The sequence below is a fragment of the Dactylosporangium sp. NPDC006015 genome (genome assembly GCF_040614215.1).
Taxonomy (GTDB): domain Bacteria; phylum Actinomycetota; class Actinomycetes; order Mycobacteriales; family Micromonosporaceae; genus Dactylosporangium; species Dactylosporangium maewongense.
The window spans coordinates 18,106-33,660 of sequence record NZ_JBEXUD010000067.1 but is presented as its reverse complement, the minus strand read 5'-3'; the positions used below and the strand labels follow the sequence as shown (position 1 = coordinate 33,660).

The following is a 15,555-nucleotide window of genomic DNA, read 5'->3' as shown; positions in this document are numbered from 1 at the left end:
TTCAGTTCCAGTTCGAGGCGGCGGACGTCGTCAGGTGGCAGGTTTCGCAGATGTACAGGCTGCGGAAGCCGTCGCCGTCGCCGCGGAGGTGGTTGGTCACCGTGGCGACGTGGAACATGAGCCGGTGGCAGGAGCGGCACGACGGGTTGGAGTAGACGCCGATGGGTGGGCCGCCGACGGTGCCGAACACGTCCGGTGTCGACATGATGTGGCCGTTGCAGTAGGTCAGGGTGTCGTCGTACGGGCGGAGCACAACCATGGCGCGGCCGTCCGGGCCGTCGTTGTCGCGTTCGTCCTCGTCGTCCGGCGTGCCGGCCTCGACGGACTCGTCGTGCCAGCGGCCGTCCTCGCCGACGGCGCCGGTGACGCCCCAGCTGAGGTGCGTATCGAGCAGGTGCAGGTGCTCGGCCGGCCACGCCGGCACGCCGGGGAGGGCGGCGGCGCGCAGGGACAGGTAGTGCCAGTTGACCGGGGTGGTCTCCGGGTCCCGGACGACCCGGTCCAGCGGCAGGCCGACCGGGTGCTCCGCGGCCAGCAGCTCGGCCAGGTCGGCCACCGGCCGACGCTCCACGGCCAGCTGGTGCGACGAGAACCGCTGCTGGAGCGGGCCAGCTGGCGGGGTCCAGAAGCCGACGTACTCCAGGTCGCTCGCGCCGCGCTGGCCTCGGGCGAGGTCGGCCGCCACGGTGAGTGCCGCTTCGGTACCGATGGCCGCGAGCACTTCGAGCACATACCGTGCGGGACGGGCGGCCAGGTGCTCCACGCAGTGGTCCGGGGCGCCGCGAAGCAACACGCACATCGCGCCGAACGGGACCGAGAAGCCGCTGAGCAGTTCCAGGATGACCCGCTCCTGATGCGGGCGGAACCACTCAGGATGAGCACCCGCCACATAGTCGAAGTGGTCGTAGAGGGTCTCGCTGAGCTCGCGGTCGGTGGCGGCCTGGCCGAGCAGCTCGACCAACGCTGTGACGTCGGCCGGGCTGTCGACCGGAAACACCGGGCGTCGGTGGGTCTCGAACGGCATGCGCCGGACCGTACCGCGCCCTCCTTGCAATTCACGTGCAACTACGGCCGGGGGCCGCGGGCCACGAGGATCCCGACGACGGCGAAGATCGCGCCGGCCACGAGGCCGCCGCCGGCCTGGGACAGGATGATCGAGGTGAGCCACACCACGGCGAGGCCGGCGGCGAGGGTGCGGGGCAGGGTCCCGGCGCGCCAGGTGGCGACCGCGAGCAGCACCGAGCCCGCCAGCCAGGCCAGGTTCGCGGGGGCGGCCACGACCGGGAACCAGGAGTAGTCCTCGCCGTGCAGGTTCGTCGACGTCATGCCGGCGGCCAGGATCGCGGCGCCGGCGCCGGCGAGGTAGCCGCCGACGAGGCCGAGCCGGCTCGACGTCCGGCCGAGGCGCACGTACGCCGGCAGCCACAGCAGCAGCGACAGCGCGACGAGCGTGAGGACGACGTGTTCGGACAGGCCGACCTCCGGGCTGCCGTCGTCGACGCGGACGACCTGGATGGCGCCGGCGACGGCGGAGGTGATCGCCCCGAGGACGGCGGCGTAGCCGGCGAGGCGGGCGGATGAGGTATCGGTGGTGACTGTGGTTGTCGTGGTCATGGCGCCGACGGTACGGACGGCGCGGGCCTCGACACGTCGGCCGCGAGGTGCCGACCCGACCGGTCCGGCGTCGCGACCCCGGTACGTCTGAAGGCTGACGCGCGTGCGACCGCGGGATGACGCGGGCACACCGTGGCGGGGCCTAGGCTCGCCGGTGTGGACGCGCTCACCACACTCGCGCGGGTGCCCCGCCGGCCGACGCGCGCCGACGTCACCCTCACCGCCGTGCTGTTCGCATGGGCGTTGCTGGAGGCGGCGACCGCGGCCGGGCCGGGCGCGTGGTGGCAGCGGGCGCTGTTCGCCGCCGGGGTGACGCTGCCGCTGCTCGTGCGCCGCCGCGCGCCGACGGCGGTCGTGGTGGCGCTCGTCGCGGTGCTCATGGTGCGGGTGTTCGCGGTGCCGGGGGTGGAGGAGAGCACGTTCCCGTTCCCGAGCATGCTCGTCGCGGTGTTCTCGGCGGCCCTGCACGCGCGCCGGCCGGCCGTCGCCGTCGCGGGTGGCGTCGTCACGCTGGCGGCGATGCTGTCGCTGTACCCGCTCGGCTACTACGAGACCGACACCCCGGGCCAGCTGTTCATCCTCGCGTTCTTCATCGCCGGCGCGTGGACCGGTGGCTGGCTCGTCCGTCTCCGCGCCGCCCAGGCCGCCACCGCGCACCGGGAGGCCAGGGCCCGGGCGGAGGACGCCGACACCGCCCGCCGCGAGGCCAAGGCCCAGGCGGAGGACGCCGACACCGCCCGCCGCGAGGCCAAGGCCCGGGCGGAGGACGCCGACACCGCCCGCCGCGAAGCCAGGGCCCGGGCCGAGGATGCCGAGACCGCCCGCCGCGAGGCGGAGGCGCGGGCCGCGGAGGCGGAGGCCGCCCGGAGGGAGGCCAGGAGCCGGGCCGCCGAGGCCGTCGCCGCCGAGCGGGAGCGGATCGCCCGCGAGCTGCACGACGTCGTCGCCCACTCCCTGTCGATCGTGGCGGTGCAGGCGGGCGCCGCCGAGGAGCTCATGGCCATCGACCCCGACCTGGCGCGCCGCCACGTGGCCGCCGCCCGCAGGACCGCCCGGGAGGCGCTGACGGAGATGCGGCACGTCCTCGACGTCCAGCGCGACGGCACCGCCGACGCCGCGTCGGCGCTGGCCCCGCAGCCGACCCTCGAGCGGGTCGCCGACCTGGTGGACGAGGTCCGCGCCGCCGGCCTGCCGGTCACGCTGGCGGTCGGCGGCGAGCGCGGCGACGTCGCGCCGGGCCTCGACCTGGCCGGGTTCCGGATCGTGCAGGAGGCGCTCACCAACGTCCGGCGGCATGCCGGGCCCGCCGCCACCACCGTCCACATCGGCTACACCGCCCGCTGGATCGACGTCGCGGTCCGCAACGCCGCCCCGGCGCCGGACCACCGGCAGGGTCCGCCGGGCAGCGGAAGGGGGCTGATCGGCATGCGGGAGCGCGCCCGGCTGTACGGGGGGACGGTCACCGCGGGCCCCGACGGCGAAGGGTTCGCGGTCGAGGCACGCCTGCCGAGGGGGTCCGCGTGAACACAGTGCCCGTCACGGACGGGGGGACGGTCACCGCCGGCCCGGACGGCGGAGGGGTCGAGGCGCGGCTGCCGAGGGGGTCGGCGTGATCACGGTGCTCGCCACGGACGGGGGGACGGTCACCGCCGGCCCCGACGGCGAAGGGGTGGAGGCGCGGCCGCCGAGGGGGTCGGCGTGATCACGGTGCTCGTCGCGGACGACCATGCCCTGATCCGGTCCGGGCTGTCGGCGATGCTCGGCGCGCAGCCGGACCTGACGGTCGTCGGTGAGGCGACCGACGGCGCGGAGGCGGTCCGGCTCGCCGGTGCCCTCGCCCCCGACGTGGTCATGATGGACATCCGCATGCCGGTGATGGACGGCATCGAGGCGACCCGCCGCATCCGCCAGCGGCAGGACGGGCCGCGGGTGCTGGTGCTCACCACGTTCGACCTCGACGGCTACGTGTACGAGGCGCTGCGCGCGGGCGCGGCCGGCTTCCTGCTCAAAGACGCGCCGCCGGGCCAGCTGGCGGAGGCGGTCCGGACCGTCGCGGCCGGCGACGCGCTGCTCGCCCCGGCCGTCACCCGGCGGCTCATCGACCGGTTCCTGCGCGTCCCGCCGGCCGGCACGGCCGCCGCCCTCGCCGCCGACCGGCTCACCGAGCGGGAGCTGGAGGTGCTGCAGCTGGTCGCGCGTGGCCTGAGCAACGCCGAGATCGCCGCCGCGCTGCACCTGTCGGAGGCGACCGTCAAGACGCACGTGAGCCGGGTGCTGACGAAGCTCGACCTGCGCGACCGCGTGCAGGCGGTCGTCCACGCCTACGAGCACGGCCTCGTCACCCCGGGCGGCCCCTGAGCGCCGCGACCGTCAGGGGACCCGGCAGCCGATGGACAGGTCCGGTGGGCCGCACGGGCGCCCACGGATCTGGCAGGATCGGCCGGATGAGAAGGGTGTGGCCGGTGGTGGTCGTCCTCGCGCTCGCCGGTTGCGGCGGGGCGCCCTCGGACGAGACCGAGCAGTTCACGCAGGGCGGGGTCAGCATGGAGCCGGCGGTCAAGGCCGGCCAGGTCATCACCGTGCGGAAGGTCGCGAAGGGGTACACGCCGAAGCGCGGCGACGTCGTGCTGTTCCGCGGCGACCGGGCCGGCTGGGTCAACACCACGACGCCGCTGCTGAAGCGGGTCGTGGCCGTCGGCGGCGAGACGGTCGCCTGCTGCGACGTGGCCGGCAAGGTGACGGTCGACGGGCAGCCGCTGGACGAGCCGTACGTGGTCGAGAACGCGCCGCTCGACGTGCCGCCGGAGCCGCAGTCGTGCGAGCCGCGCCGGTTCGGGCCGGTGAAGGTGCCCGCGGACGCCCTGTTCCTCATGGGTGACAACCGGACCCGGTCCAACGATTCCCGCTGCGCCGGCCCGGTCCCCGTCACCGCGGTCCACGGGGTGATGACGACGAGCTAGGCGGCATCGACGTCGAAGATGCGCACCGCCGACCACAGCGCGCCGCACCCGGTGCGGAACGCGTCGTGCACCGGGTCGGCCTGGTAGGCGTCGTGCGCCGCCTCGTCGGCGAAGGTGAGCACGAGGCCGTAGGAGTAGGCGCGGTCGATGACCGGGCGGTCGGTGCCGGCGGGCCGGCCGAGGTGGCCGCCGAGGACCGAGCCGATGGTCAGGAGGCTGCGGGCGCCGGCGAGGAACGTGTCGTGCTCGGCCTGCGTGAGGTCGGGCCGCAGCGTGAAGTACACGGAGTGGATGAACACGCGCGCACGGTACCGCAGCGGCGCCCGGCCGGGGCGCAGGGACCCGGCCGGGCGGACCGCGTCAGACGAAGCTGATGCTGTCGATGGTGATGGTGGAGCTGCCGCCGTACCAGAAGCCCATCGTCAGCTGCGACGGCGAGTTCCGGCTGATCCCGTTGGCCACCAGCGGGATCCGGATGTCCTGGTAGGACGTGGTGAGGGCGGGGTGGGCGCCGCCGTCGAGGGTGTAGTCGGCGAACACCTTCGTGGTGCCGCCGAGGCCCAGGTTGAAGTGGGTCTGCTCGCCGCCGGCCGCGCCCTTGACCCGGATCACCAGGTAGGTGCGGTTGCTGAGGTCGACGCCGACGTCGGAGCCGAACCAGCCGCAGTTGTTGTACCGCAGGCTCAGCGCCCCGCCGGTGACGACGCCGGAGCCGCCGCCGTCGAGGAAGCAGTTGCCGCCGGTCCACCTACCCAGGTCGTTCTGCGCCGCCGACGGGTACGCCGGGCTGCCGTCGAAGTCGTCCAGCAGCAGGCCGGCCGGGGCGGCCGGGGTCGTCACCGTCACCGCGCCGGAGGCCGGCGAGCGGTTGCCGGCCGCGTCGCGGGCCTTCACGGTGTACGTGTACACAGTGGACGGAGAGAGGCCGGTGTCGGTGAACGAGGTGCCGGTCGGCGTCCCGACCAATGTGGACCCCCGGAACACCTCGTAGCCGGTGACGCCGACGTTGTCGGTCGACGGGGACCACGTCAGCGAGACGCTGGTGCCCCCGGCGGACGCGGTCAGGCCCGTCGGAGCGGTCGGCGCCGTGCAGTCCCCCGCGCAGCCGGTCGTCGTCGCGCTGACGGCGGCGGACGGGCCGGACACGTTGCCGGCGGCGTCGACGGCGCGCACCGTGTACTGCGACGTCTGCCCGGACGGGCGGCCGGTGTCGGTGAACGTCGTCCCGGTCACGGTGCCGACCTGGGTGCCGTCGCGGAGCACCTGGTAGCCGGTGACGCCCACGTTGTCCGTCGACGGCGACCAGGACAGTCCCACGCTCGACGAGGTCACGCCCGTGACCGCCAGCCCCGCCGGTACCGACGGCGCGACACAGTCACCGGTGCAGGTGCCGGACGTGGAGACGGCGCCGAGGTTCACCCAACCGTCGGTGCCCTGGTTGGCGTTGGCGAAGGACAGCGGCAGCGCGGGCCGCCACTGGTCGATGACCCAGTCGGTGAGGCGGCTGGCCGCGGGGCGGGCCCGCAGCACGGCCGGCGTGACCGTCTCCAGTGGGTTGCGGACCTTCAGCACCAGGCTGTACGACCCGGCGGGTACCCCGGCGGTGCTGAGCGTGGTGGAGAAGTTCACCGGCCGGCCGTAGTCGAGGTAGCCGGCGCCGGCGTTCCAGTCCGGGAACGCCCGTATCTTCAGCGGCTGCACCTGCCGCAGGTCCCAGCTCGTGTCCCAGGTCTTCACGATGGTCCCGGCGGCGTCGCGCAGCCCGATGACGGTCGTCCACGGGTAGTAGAACGGCGCGACGCCGGTGTTCTGCATCGTGACGCCGACCTTGAACGTGCCGGCCGCGGTGGCGTTGAAGTTGGCCTGCGGGATGTGCAGGTTGTAGCCCATCTTGCGGACGCCCGCGGCGACCTTCGGGTCGCTGGTGCTGTACCCGCCGGCGCCGGTCTGGTTGATCATCCAGGTGATGTGGGTGAGCTCGGTCGCGGCGAGGACGTCGTCGACCTGGTTCGCCCCGTTGGGCCAGTCGGTGTAGAGGCTGCCCTGGATCTCGGGCCGGGCCTCGCCGCCGATCGACTGGGTGGTCCACCGGTTCTCGGTGCCGGTGTTGAGCTGCAGCTGCAGGAACGCGTCGTCCCAGCCGTTCATCGACATCGGCAGGGTCATGCCCTTGAGCTGCCCGCCGCGCCATTCCTTGTACGGCCACGAGTCGTCGTGGAAGCCGATGTTCGCGGTCTCCGTGCCGGCGAGGGGGTAGCGGACCTCCAGCTGGATGTTGCTGAACGCCGCGTCGTACGCGCCGATGATGGTGCGGATCGTCGCGTCGGTCGGCATCAGGTCCGGGTAGCCGTCGGCGGCGTCCCGGTCGTAGGGCCAGGTGTGCCACTCGCCCCACAGCCCGACGAGGCCGAGCGACATGAACCCGATGCGCGGGTCGGCGGTGCCGCCCGGCCCGGCCCGGTCGTAGCGCTGGGCGAACGCGTTGATGAAGCTGGTGAGCGCGGCGATGACGTCGGGGTCGTCGTAGTCGGGGCTGACGGTGCCCCAGAAGCCGTTGGTGCGCAGGGCCATCTTGCCGTTCAGGCACGGCGGGATGCCGTTGCCCGGGTGGGTGCCGCTGCCGCCGGGGTATTCGACGTAGAAGCGGAACGCGACCTGGCGGCCCCAGACGGCGGCCTCGTCGAGAGCCTTCTCGAACACGCTCCAGTCGAACACGGCGCAGCTGGCCGGGTCCTTCATGACCTCGTTGAGGGCGAAGTAGCTCCAGACGAGGCCGCCGGGGTACTTCGTGGACAGGTTGTCGCCGGGGAACAGGTAGGGGGCGAAGCCTTTCAGCGGCTGCCCGAGCGGGGCGTCGGCGTAGGTGTACGTGTGGGTGGTGAGGCTGGTGTCGGCCCCGGGCCCGGCGGCGGGCCGGGGTGGTGGCCCGGCCGGGGCCGCGGTCGCGGCGGAGGCGGGCAGCAGGGACAGGACCAGGGTCGCCGCAGTGGCCAGGATACGCAGGGATCGCATGGGCGGTGCTCCCTTTCAGCGGTCAGAGGGTGCCGAGCGTGAGCCAGCCGGTGCTGGTGTTCTGGGCGGTGTTGGCGAACCGCAGCGGGATCCCGTTGCGGAGCGGGTTGTCCACCCGCATGACGACGGTGTGGCGGCCGGGGCGCAGGCCGCGGGTGTCGATGCGCGCGGACAGCGTCGTCGCGTCCTGACCCGGTTGGATGCCGGCCATGCTCCATCCGGTGTGCCAGCGCCGCTCGACGCGGCCGCGACTGTCCACAATGGCCAGCTCGGCCCGCCAGTCGGCGTAGAACGGTGCGACACCGCGGTTCTCGACGCGGACGGTGACGCGGTCGCGGGCCAGCGCCGCCCCGGTGACGGTCAGCTCGTAACCGAGGGACCGCGCGCCGGCGAGGGCCCGCTGATACTTGTCGCCGGTGAACCCGCCGCCGGTGAACGCCGCGTGGTTGATCAGCCACGAGGCATGGGTCTGCGCGACGGACTCGGCGTAGTTCTCGTACTGCGGGCAGGAGACGGGCTCGTCCCACAGGCAGGACTGGATCTCCGGGCGCAGCTCGCCGCCGACGGGCTGGGTGCGCCACTTGTCGGTGACGCCGTTGTCGATGAGGCGCTGCACGAAGTGCCACGACGTGGGCGGCAGCGTCTCGAACGCGAACGAGTCGTCGTGGTAGCCGACGTTCAGCGGCTTGTTCTCCGGGCTGGGGTAGCGGGCCAGCAGGAACGTCTTGTCGAACGCCGCCTCGTACCGGCCGAGGACGCGGGTCAGCACGTCGGTGCCCGGCATCCAGTTCTCGGGCTGGGTCCAGCCGTCGTAGGGCCAGGTGTGCCACTCACCCCAGAAACCGATGAGGCCCAGGGTGATGTACCCGATGCGGGGGTCGCCGTCGTACCGGCGGCCGAGCGCGGTGATGAAGTTCTCCAGCGCCGTGACGAGCCGCGGGTCGCTGTAGTCGGGCGCGACGCTGACGCCGTTGTTGCCGAAGTCCTGGTACGGGCGGGTGACGAGCCCGGCGTCGAGCAGGTACTGCGGGATGCCGGTCGGCTTGCCCGGGTAGTCGAGGTAGAACCGGAACACGGCCTGGTGGCCCCGGCCGGCGACGGCGTCGAGCTGCCGCTCGAAGGCGCTCCAGCGGAACTGCTCCGGTCCGGTCATGACGTCGCGCAACGGCAGGTAGAACCACTCCATGCTGTGCGGGAACGTCTCGTAGTCGCCGGCGAACGGCATGAACCCCTTGAGCGGGTTGTCGGCCGGCGCGGCCGCGTAGGCGAGGGGCTTCCACTGCGGTGTGGCGGGATGGGCGGCGGCGGGCGTGCCGACACCAAGGGTGAGTGCTGTCAGCAGGGCGGCGGTGAGGCGGAGGGTTCGTCTCATCTGGGTCCTCGGCTCGGAAGAAGTCGGCTGACGAGGGCATGGTTCAGTGACACCTCGTCGGCCTGGGCGGAAGGCTTTACGCAGAGGTGTTGACTAACTTTCGAAGGACTACATCATTATTCGAGAAGCGGGCGGCTGGCAAGAGCCAACCTGGACGGGGATCGGGACCGGCCGATGGACCCGCCCCGGCACGGGGTCCGGGGGCGACGGCCCACCCGGGTCGAAGCCGCCGCACGGGGTGGGTGGAACGGCGGCTGTCCTAGGCACGTTTGCCGAGGTGGGGAGCAGTTTCACCAATCGCGCGACGGTTCAAACGCGCGGTGGTGAAGAATCAGTCCCGCAACAGCCGCACTGGTCGCGACCCAGGTGCACGTTCGCCGACAGGCATGCCGCACGAAATCCATGACACTTCATCCGTGGCACACCCGTGCCCGGATCGATGACGGGGGACGACGTGGACACCTACAAGTTGACGATCGACATGGACCAGGAAACGGTCAAGGCGCTGACGGACGGCAAGTACTTCCTGTACGGGCTGCGGGCCGTCGCGACCTCCGCGCCGGGTGGCGAGCCGACCATCTGGATCAAGACCGACACCATCGGCAAGCAGACGGTCGTGTCCTGGCGCGAGCAGTACTCGATGTACACCTCGAAGCAGAGCACCTACGGGCAGGGCACGGTCATCACCGCCACCAACAACTACCCGGCCGATCTCGGCTCGGTGCTCACTGTGGACAGTCCGTCCGGGACCGGCGAGGTCCATCAGGGCGGCCAGTCCGGCAGCCTCGAGATCGACAACGGGGTCCAGCAGCGGTTCACCGCCGGCATCTGCACCCTCGACACGACCGGCAACTACCAGCCGTCCGGCGCGTTCACGCTCTACGGCAACAGCACCGACCTGTTCCAGCCCATCCTCAAGGCCGCGTTCTTCTTCGCGACCCGCCCGTACAGCAACGGCACCGTCATCCAGCAGGCGGTCACGCAGGGCATCTTCGTGGACTTCACCAACGCCCCGAACGGCAGCCGCGAGGTCACCTACAACATCGACGGCGGGTGGGAGTACTCCGGCAAACCGTGGGGACAGCTGATCGCCTCCCGGGAGATGCTCACCAGCCTCCTGATCATCCAGGACCCGGCTCTCGTCGCCCAGAACGCGGAGCGGGAGAAGGCCTTCGCCTCCTGACCCGTCGGACCCCATGAGGGCGTGCCGCACCGCGACGGCGCGGCACGCCCTGCCCCTCCGGTCGACGCCCCGGCCGATCACCGCGCTCCGCCGGCCGTCGGCCGCCAGCCCCGAAGGAGCCAGCGCCGATGTCTGTCCAGACCGTGTTCCCAGACGACAACCGGGTCCGCTACAACCCGACCGACGTCAGCCCAGCCTGCTGGGTCGCCTACATCAGCAGCACGTTCCCCAGCGGAGCGGTGCTGCTGAGCACCGGCACGCTGGTCGCCCCCGACCAGGTCCTGACCTGCGCGCACGCCCTGCACTGCGACGACTACGGCGGAAGGGCCAGGTCGGTCGAGGTGACCCTCGCGCTCAACGGCGGCGTCACACCGTTCGGCCCGCCCGTGCGCGCCACCGGCTGGCAGGTGCCCGAGGAGTACCGGATCGCCGGTGCGCCGTACCCGCCGGGGCAGGTGCTCGACGCCACCCGGTACATCTACGACTTCGGGCTGATCACCCTGTCGGCGCCGCTGAACCCGGCCAGGGGCCTGTACCCCGAAATCACGGTCGCCGCCAACGAGCAGCTGCGCGGCGCCGAGGTGAACATCGCCGGATACCCCGGGGACAAGATACCCGGCACCATGTGGAACGGATCCGGCAAGCTGCCCACCGAGGTCGACCAGCACCTGCTCTTCTACCGGATCAGCACCTTCCCCGGTCAGAGCGGCGCCGCCATCCGCGTGGCGAGCCCCCCGCCGAAGCCCACCTTCGGTGTCGTCGGCATCCACGTCGCCGGCTACGGCGACGAGGCCAACTTCGCGGTCCGGATCAATGCCGAGGTGTACGCGCAGATCATGGCGTGGATGCCCGCCGACGACACCGCCCGGCTCGCGCCCGCGGGCACGGCAAGGTAGGGGGACGCTCATGCGGATCTCCCCTGTCTTCTTCAACGCCGGCCGCTGGGGCCTCGCCTACAGCACCGTCCCCGGGCCGGTGGTCGGAGCAGCGCGTCACGCCACTGATCGAGCGGATCGGCACCGTCCTGCCCGGCGGCGAGAAGCCGCACCCGGTGATGTTCATCAACGAGGCCAGCGACGATCCCACCAACCTGCCGGCGCACATCCGGGAACACTGCCTGAAGAACCGGCGCCCGATGTTCGACAAGGCCATCGGTTCGGAGCATGCCGACAACCAGTACAACGGGGCGATCAACGCCGACGAGTTCTTCTGCGTGTTCAGGAACTGGCTGGCGGAGCTGCCGCAGCCCGATCCGCACCGATCGGTGGCCTGCCGGAGGACTCGTCGCGCGGGTCCGCGCACCGGCTGGTGCCCAGCAGGTAGCCGGCGGGCGTCAGGTGTCTCCTGACCCGTCGAACCTTCCGGGGCGTGCCGCACCGCGCCGGCACGCCCCACCATCCCTCAGCCCTGAAGAGGGGACCACCATGCAGATCGACCCTGTCTTCTTCAACGCCGGCCGCTGGGGCCTCGGCTACGACCCCGCCGTCGGCGAATGGTCGGAAGAGCACGTCCAGCCGATGCTGGACATGATCGGCGGCGTGCTGCCGGACCGCGGACCGCTGCGGCCGGTGATGTACACCAACGCAAGCAGCGACGACCCCGCCAACCTGCCGTCCCACATCCGGGCGGAGTGCCCGGAGCTCCCCCGCCCGCTGTTCAGCACGCCCGTCGGCGCGCACAACGGCGACAGCCGCAACAACGGGGCGACGAAGGCGAAGACGTTCTGCTGTGCGTTCGACAAGTGGCTGTCGGCGCTGCCGCAATGGCATCCCTACTTCGCCGTCATCGACTCCAACGAGTGTCATCACCTGTCGGTGCCGCTGTCGGCGTGGGCGTTGCGCCCGACGCCACCGGACCGGGCGAGGATCGTCGTGAACTTCGACGCCCACGCCGACATCCAGACCGGCGTCCCGGTCACCAGGCCGCTGCGCTGCGACAACTGGGGTCTCTACGTGCTGCGGCCGATCGGCGACGTGTACCCGCAGGCGGCGGCGGACATGTACGTCGGCATCGGCAACAACACCGGGTCGCCGACGCCGTGGGGGGACAGCTTCGCCTTCGCACGATGGGGCACCCTGACCAAGACGCCCCTCGGCCCGGGTGACATGGCCACACAGCTCGACGCGGTCATCACGCTGCTCGACCGGCAGCAGCAGTGGTCCGGGTACGACCTGTACATCTCCGTGGACCGCGACATCGAGTCGTCCAGCTTCACCGACTACGGCGACGGCAGGTACACCCCCAACGACGTGTGGGCCAGGGTCGCGGACTTCATCCGGGCCGCGCAGGCACGGGGGGTGCGCTGCGTCGGCTTCGACATCTGCGGGCTCCCCACCGTCAACGGGCGCAGCAGGATCTCCGACGACTGGTCGGAGGAGCAGCGCATCGACCGCGCCCTGGAAGACATCGTGGCGTTCACCGAGGCGATCGACAGGCTGCCGGAGGCGGCACCCCCGCCGTTTCCTCAGGACCGGCTGGTGTCCAGCGGGTAGGCCCGCCGCACCCGCGGCCGGCCCTCGCACGGCCGGCCGCGGGTCAGGCCCCGGTGCGCGGCGACCCCGCCCGGGCCAGGTGGAGTGCGCCCTCGGCCACGACGGTCTCCGGAGATCGTCAAGAACAGCCAGGACGATCGTGACGGCCTGGCCGGCGGCGACGACGGAGAGCTCCTCGTGCCAGCTGGAGACTTTGGGGCCGCGTGGGACGGGGCGACCCGACGGCGTGTGGAACGGGTTGATGGCCGCTTCGGCGTACGCGGGGACGCTGTGCGGGCCCGTCAGGCCGTGTCAGTGCGCTGTTGGTGCGCTGTCAGCGGCGGCGGCCATGGTTCTGGCGTCACAGCAGGAAGCGCACAAGGAGAGCACGATGCAGCAGTTCGCCACCCCCTCCCCGATCTCCACGCTCCTCGGCATCCCCGCCACCACGTCCCGCGGCGACATCACCGCCCGCAGCCTCTGAGCACGCCGATCCCGAAGGAGCACGATCATGGAACACGGCACGAGCGGATTCACCAAGGCGGGGCTGGGCAGGCTGCGCGACGTGCTGGCGCGGCACGTCGACTCCGGGAAGATCCCCGGCCTCGTCGCCCTGGTCGCGCGGGGCGACGAGACGCACGTCGAGGCGTTGGGCACGATGCGCCACGACGGCGGGCCGCCGATGCGCCGGGACACGATCTTCCGGATGGCCTCGACGTCGAAGCCGGTCTCGGTGGCGGCGGCGATGGTGCTGCTCGACGAGTGCCGGTTGCGGCTGGACGACCCGGTGGAGCCGTGGCTGCCCGAGCTCGCCGACCGGCAGGTGCTCAAGCGGCTCGACGGCCCGCTGGACGACACCGTGCCGGCGCGCCGGCCGATCACCGTGCGGGACGTGCTGACCTCGACGTTCGGGCTCGGCATGGACCTGACCGCGCTGGGCACCCCGATCATGGGCGCGGTGTTCGAGCAGGGGCTCACGCCCGACCTGCCGACGCCGATGCCCGAGCCGGACGAGTGGATGCGCCGCCTCGGCACGCTGCCGCTGATGCACCAGCCCGGCGAGCGGTGGCAGTACCACATCAGCAGCGACCTGCTCGGCGTGCTCGTGGCCAGGGTGACCGGCCAGCCGTTCGAGACCTTCCTGCGGGAGCGCGTCTTCGAGCCGCTGGGCATGAAGGACACCGGTTTCCACGTCCCCGCCGGCGATCTCGACCGGCTGCCTCCGCTGTACGCCCCGGACCCGCAGACCGGCGAGTTCCACGTCTGGGACCCGGCCGACGGCGGGCGCCACAGCCAGCCGCCGGCGTTCCCGGGCGGCGGCGGGGGCCTCAACTCCACCGTCGACGACTACCACGCGTACTTCCGGATGCTGCTCGACCAGGGCATGCACCGCGGCGAGCGGATCCTGTCCCGGCCCGCCGTCGACCTGATGACCACGAACCGGCTCACCCCCACGCAGCAGGCCGCCCGGCACGCCATGGCCACCGACAACGTCCACCTGTCGTTCGGCCAGGGGCAGCACGGCGGCTGGGGCTTCGGGATGGCGGTGCGCACCCACCGCGGCGACTACGCGCCCGTCGGCCAGTTCGGCTGGGACGGCGGCAGCGGCACCTCGACCTACGCCGACCCGCAGCATCAGGTCGTCGGCATCCTGCTCACCCAGGTCGGCATGTCCGTGCCGGACGCGGCCCGCCTCATCCACGACTTCTGGACCACGACCTACCAGGCGATCGACGAATAGGCACCGAGGGCCGGGGGCAACGTATTGACAGCAATCTGTTAGTCAGGTTACCTGTCTGTTGTCCCCGCCCACCTGACGTCGTCTGGAGCCCGCCATGCGCAGACCGATCCTGGCGCTCGCGTCCGTCGCGCTGTCCCTGGTCGCGACCGCCGCCTACGCCTTCACCACCCAGTCCGCGGCGCTCGCCGCCGGACCCACCGCCGCCCAGCTGCTCGCCAAGACCTCCACCTGCAGCCAGGTCTCCAACGGCCGTTACGCGACCGACGACGGCGGCGCGGAGACCGTCGCGATCTGCAAGAACGGCTCGGCGTACTTCTGGACCGCCGACATGGACATCGACTGCGACGGCATCTCCACCGCCCGCTGCAACGCCTCGACCGACCCCTGGTACCAGGCGCAGACCTCGTTCACCACGTCGACCGGCGCGTACTTCACCTCGGACGTGACCCGCTACTTCGTCGTGCCGCTGCCCAGCAGCCGCTTCACGTACTCCGCCAACGGCATCCGCGCCGGCAGCGTCGCCGCGGTCGTCTACAACGGCAAGGTCGCCTACGCCGTCTTCGCCGACGAGGGCCCCAGCAACATCATCGGCGAGGGCTCCTACGCCCTGGCGGTCGCGCTCGGCATCGACCCGAACCCCGCCAGCGGCGGCACCGCCGGCCCGGTCACGTTCATCGTCTTCCCCAGCAGCGTGCCGAGCCCCGTGGAGAGCAACACCGCCATCGACGCCACCGGCGCCGCGGCCGCCACCGCCTGGGTCGGGAGCACCACCCCGCCGCCCACCACCACGCCGCCTGGCTCCGTCGGCCCGATCCACGGCTACGGCGGCAAGTGCGTCGACGTCGCCGGCGCGAGCAGCGCCAACGGCACCGCGGTCCAGTTGTACGACTGCAACGGCACCGCCGCCCAGAGCTGGGCCCGACTGGCGGACGGCACCGTGCGCGCCCTCGGCAAGTGCATGGACGTGACCGCCGCCGGCACCGCCAACGGCACCAAGGTCCAGCTGTACGACTGCAACGGCACCGCGGCGCAGCGCTGGACCCGCACCGGGTCGACCCTGGTCAACGCAGGCTCCGGCAAGTGCCTCGACGCGGCCGGTCCCAGCTCCGCCAACGGCACCCGCCTGCAGATCTGGACCTGCACCGGCGCGGCCAACCAGGTCTGGACCTACTGAACCCGCACCGTCACACGGCCGGAGGGCG

At 72.1% G+C, this 15,555-nt stretch carries 14 protein-coding genes; 9 read left to right on the top strand and 5 right to left on the bottom strand.

Translation table 11 applies throughout. From position 1 onward, the window contains the following. Position 1: 1 nt before the first annotated feature. On the bottom strand, positions 2–1,024 hold the full coding sequence (locus ABZ321_RS53780; protein WP_354904147.1) for a hypothetical protein: 1,023 nt from the start codon (positions 1,022–1,024) through the stop codon (positions 2–4). Positions 1,025–1,065: 41 nt separating this feature from the next. Then, positions 1,066–1,614 (bottom strand): hypothetical protein, encoded by a 549-nt coding sequence (locus ABZ321_RS53775; protein ID WP_354904145.1) that lies wholly within the window; start codon positions 1,612–1,614, stop codon positions 1,066–1,068. A 156-nt stretch (positions 1,615–1,770) separates the two neighbouring features. Between ABZ321_RS53775 and ABZ321_RS53770 the strand changes: the two genes are divergently transcribed. The 3 genes from ABZ321_RS53770 (at position 1,771) to lepB (ending at position 4,574) form a co-directional block, all read left to right on the top strand. Beyond that, positions 1,771–3,138 (top strand): histidine kinase, encoded by a 1,368-nt coding sequence (locus ABZ321_RS53770; RefSeq protein ID WP_354904144.1) that lies wholly within the window; start codon positions 1,771–1,773, stop codon positions 3,136–3,138. A 174-nt stretch (positions 3,139–3,312) separates the two neighbouring features. Further along, the gene (locus tag ABZ321_RS53765; protein ID WP_344498734.1) at positions 3,313–3,972 is read left to right on the top strand and encodes a response regulator transcription factor; all 660 of its coding nucleotides are present in this window, start codon (positions 3,313–3,315) and stop codon (positions 3,970–3,972) included. A gap of 86 nt (positions 3,973–4,058) precedes the next feature. Next, on the top strand, positions 4,059–4,574 hold the full coding sequence (lepB, locus tag ABZ321_RS53760) for a signal peptidase I (protein ID WP_344498732.1): 516 nt from the start codon (positions 4,059–4,061) through the stop codon (positions 4,572–4,574). Here lepB and ABZ321_RS53755 read toward each other — a convergent pair. The 3 genes from ABZ321_RS53755 to ABZ321_RS53745 form a co-directional block, all read right to left on the bottom strand. Next, positions 4,571–4,873, bottom strand: coding sequence for a Dabb family protein (locus ABZ321_RS53755; protein ID WP_344498730.1), 303 nt, complete (start codon positions 4,871–4,873; stop codon positions 4,571–4,573). The genes lepB and ABZ321_RS53755 overlap by 4 nt on opposite strands. Before the next feature lie 61 nt (positions 4,874–4,934). Next, a complete protein-coding gene (locus ABZ321_RS53750; protein WP_354904143.1) occupies positions 4,935–7,586 on the bottom strand; it encodes a fibronectin type III domain-containing protein in 2,652 nt (883 codons plus the stop codon). Between the two features lie 22 nt (positions 7,587–7,608). Next, complete coding sequence (locus ABZ321_RS53745; RefSeq protein WP_354904142.1) at positions 7,609–8,958, bottom strand: DUF4832 domain-containing protein; 1,350 nt, start codon at positions 8,956–8,958, stop codon at positions 7,609–7,611. 454 nt (positions 8,959–9,412) lie between these two features. Between ABZ321_RS53745 and ABZ321_RS53740 the strand changes: the two genes are divergently transcribed. From ABZ321_RS53740 to ABZ321_RS53715, 6 genes are all read left to right on the top strand, one after another. Next, positions 9,413–10,141 carry a hypothetical protein gene (locus ABZ321_RS53740; RefSeq protein WP_344498724.1) on the top strand — a complete coding sequence of 243 codons (729 nt, stop codon included), beginning with the start codon at positions 9,413–9,415 and terminating at the stop codon, positions 10,139–10,141. 128 nt (positions 10,142–10,269) lie between these two features. Next, complete coding sequence (locus ABZ321_RS53735) at positions 10,270–11,037, top strand: hypothetical protein (protein WP_354904141.1); 768 nt, start codon at positions 10,270–10,272, stop codon at positions 11,035–11,037. 155 nt (positions 11,038–11,192) lie between these two features. Beyond that, a complete protein-coding gene (locus tag ABZ321_RS53730) occupies positions 11,193–11,489 on the top strand; it encodes a hypothetical protein (protein ID WP_354904140.1) in 297 nt (98 codons plus the stop codon). A 76-nt stretch (positions 11,490–11,565) separates the two neighbouring features. Beyond that, complete coding sequence (locus ABZ321_RS53725) at positions 11,566–12,633, top strand: hypothetical protein (RefSeq protein ID WP_354904139.1); 1,068 nt, start codon at positions 11,566–11,568, stop codon at positions 12,631–12,633. A 490-nt stretch (positions 12,634–13,123) separates the two neighbouring features. Continuing rightward, positions 13,124–14,353 (top strand): serine hydrolase domain-containing protein, encoded by a 1,230-nt coding sequence (locus ABZ321_RS53720; RefSeq protein WP_354904138.1) that lies wholly within the window; start codon positions 13,124–13,126, stop codon positions 14,351–14,353. A gap of 94 nt (positions 14,354–14,447) precedes the next feature. Beyond that, positions 14,448–15,527, top strand: a complete 1,080-nt coding sequence (locus ABZ321_RS53715) for a ricin-type beta-trefoil lectin domain protein (RefSeq protein ID WP_344498714.1) — start codon at positions 14,448–14,450, stop codon at positions 15,525–15,527. The last annotated feature ends 28 nt before the right edge of the window (positions 15,528–15,555 follow it).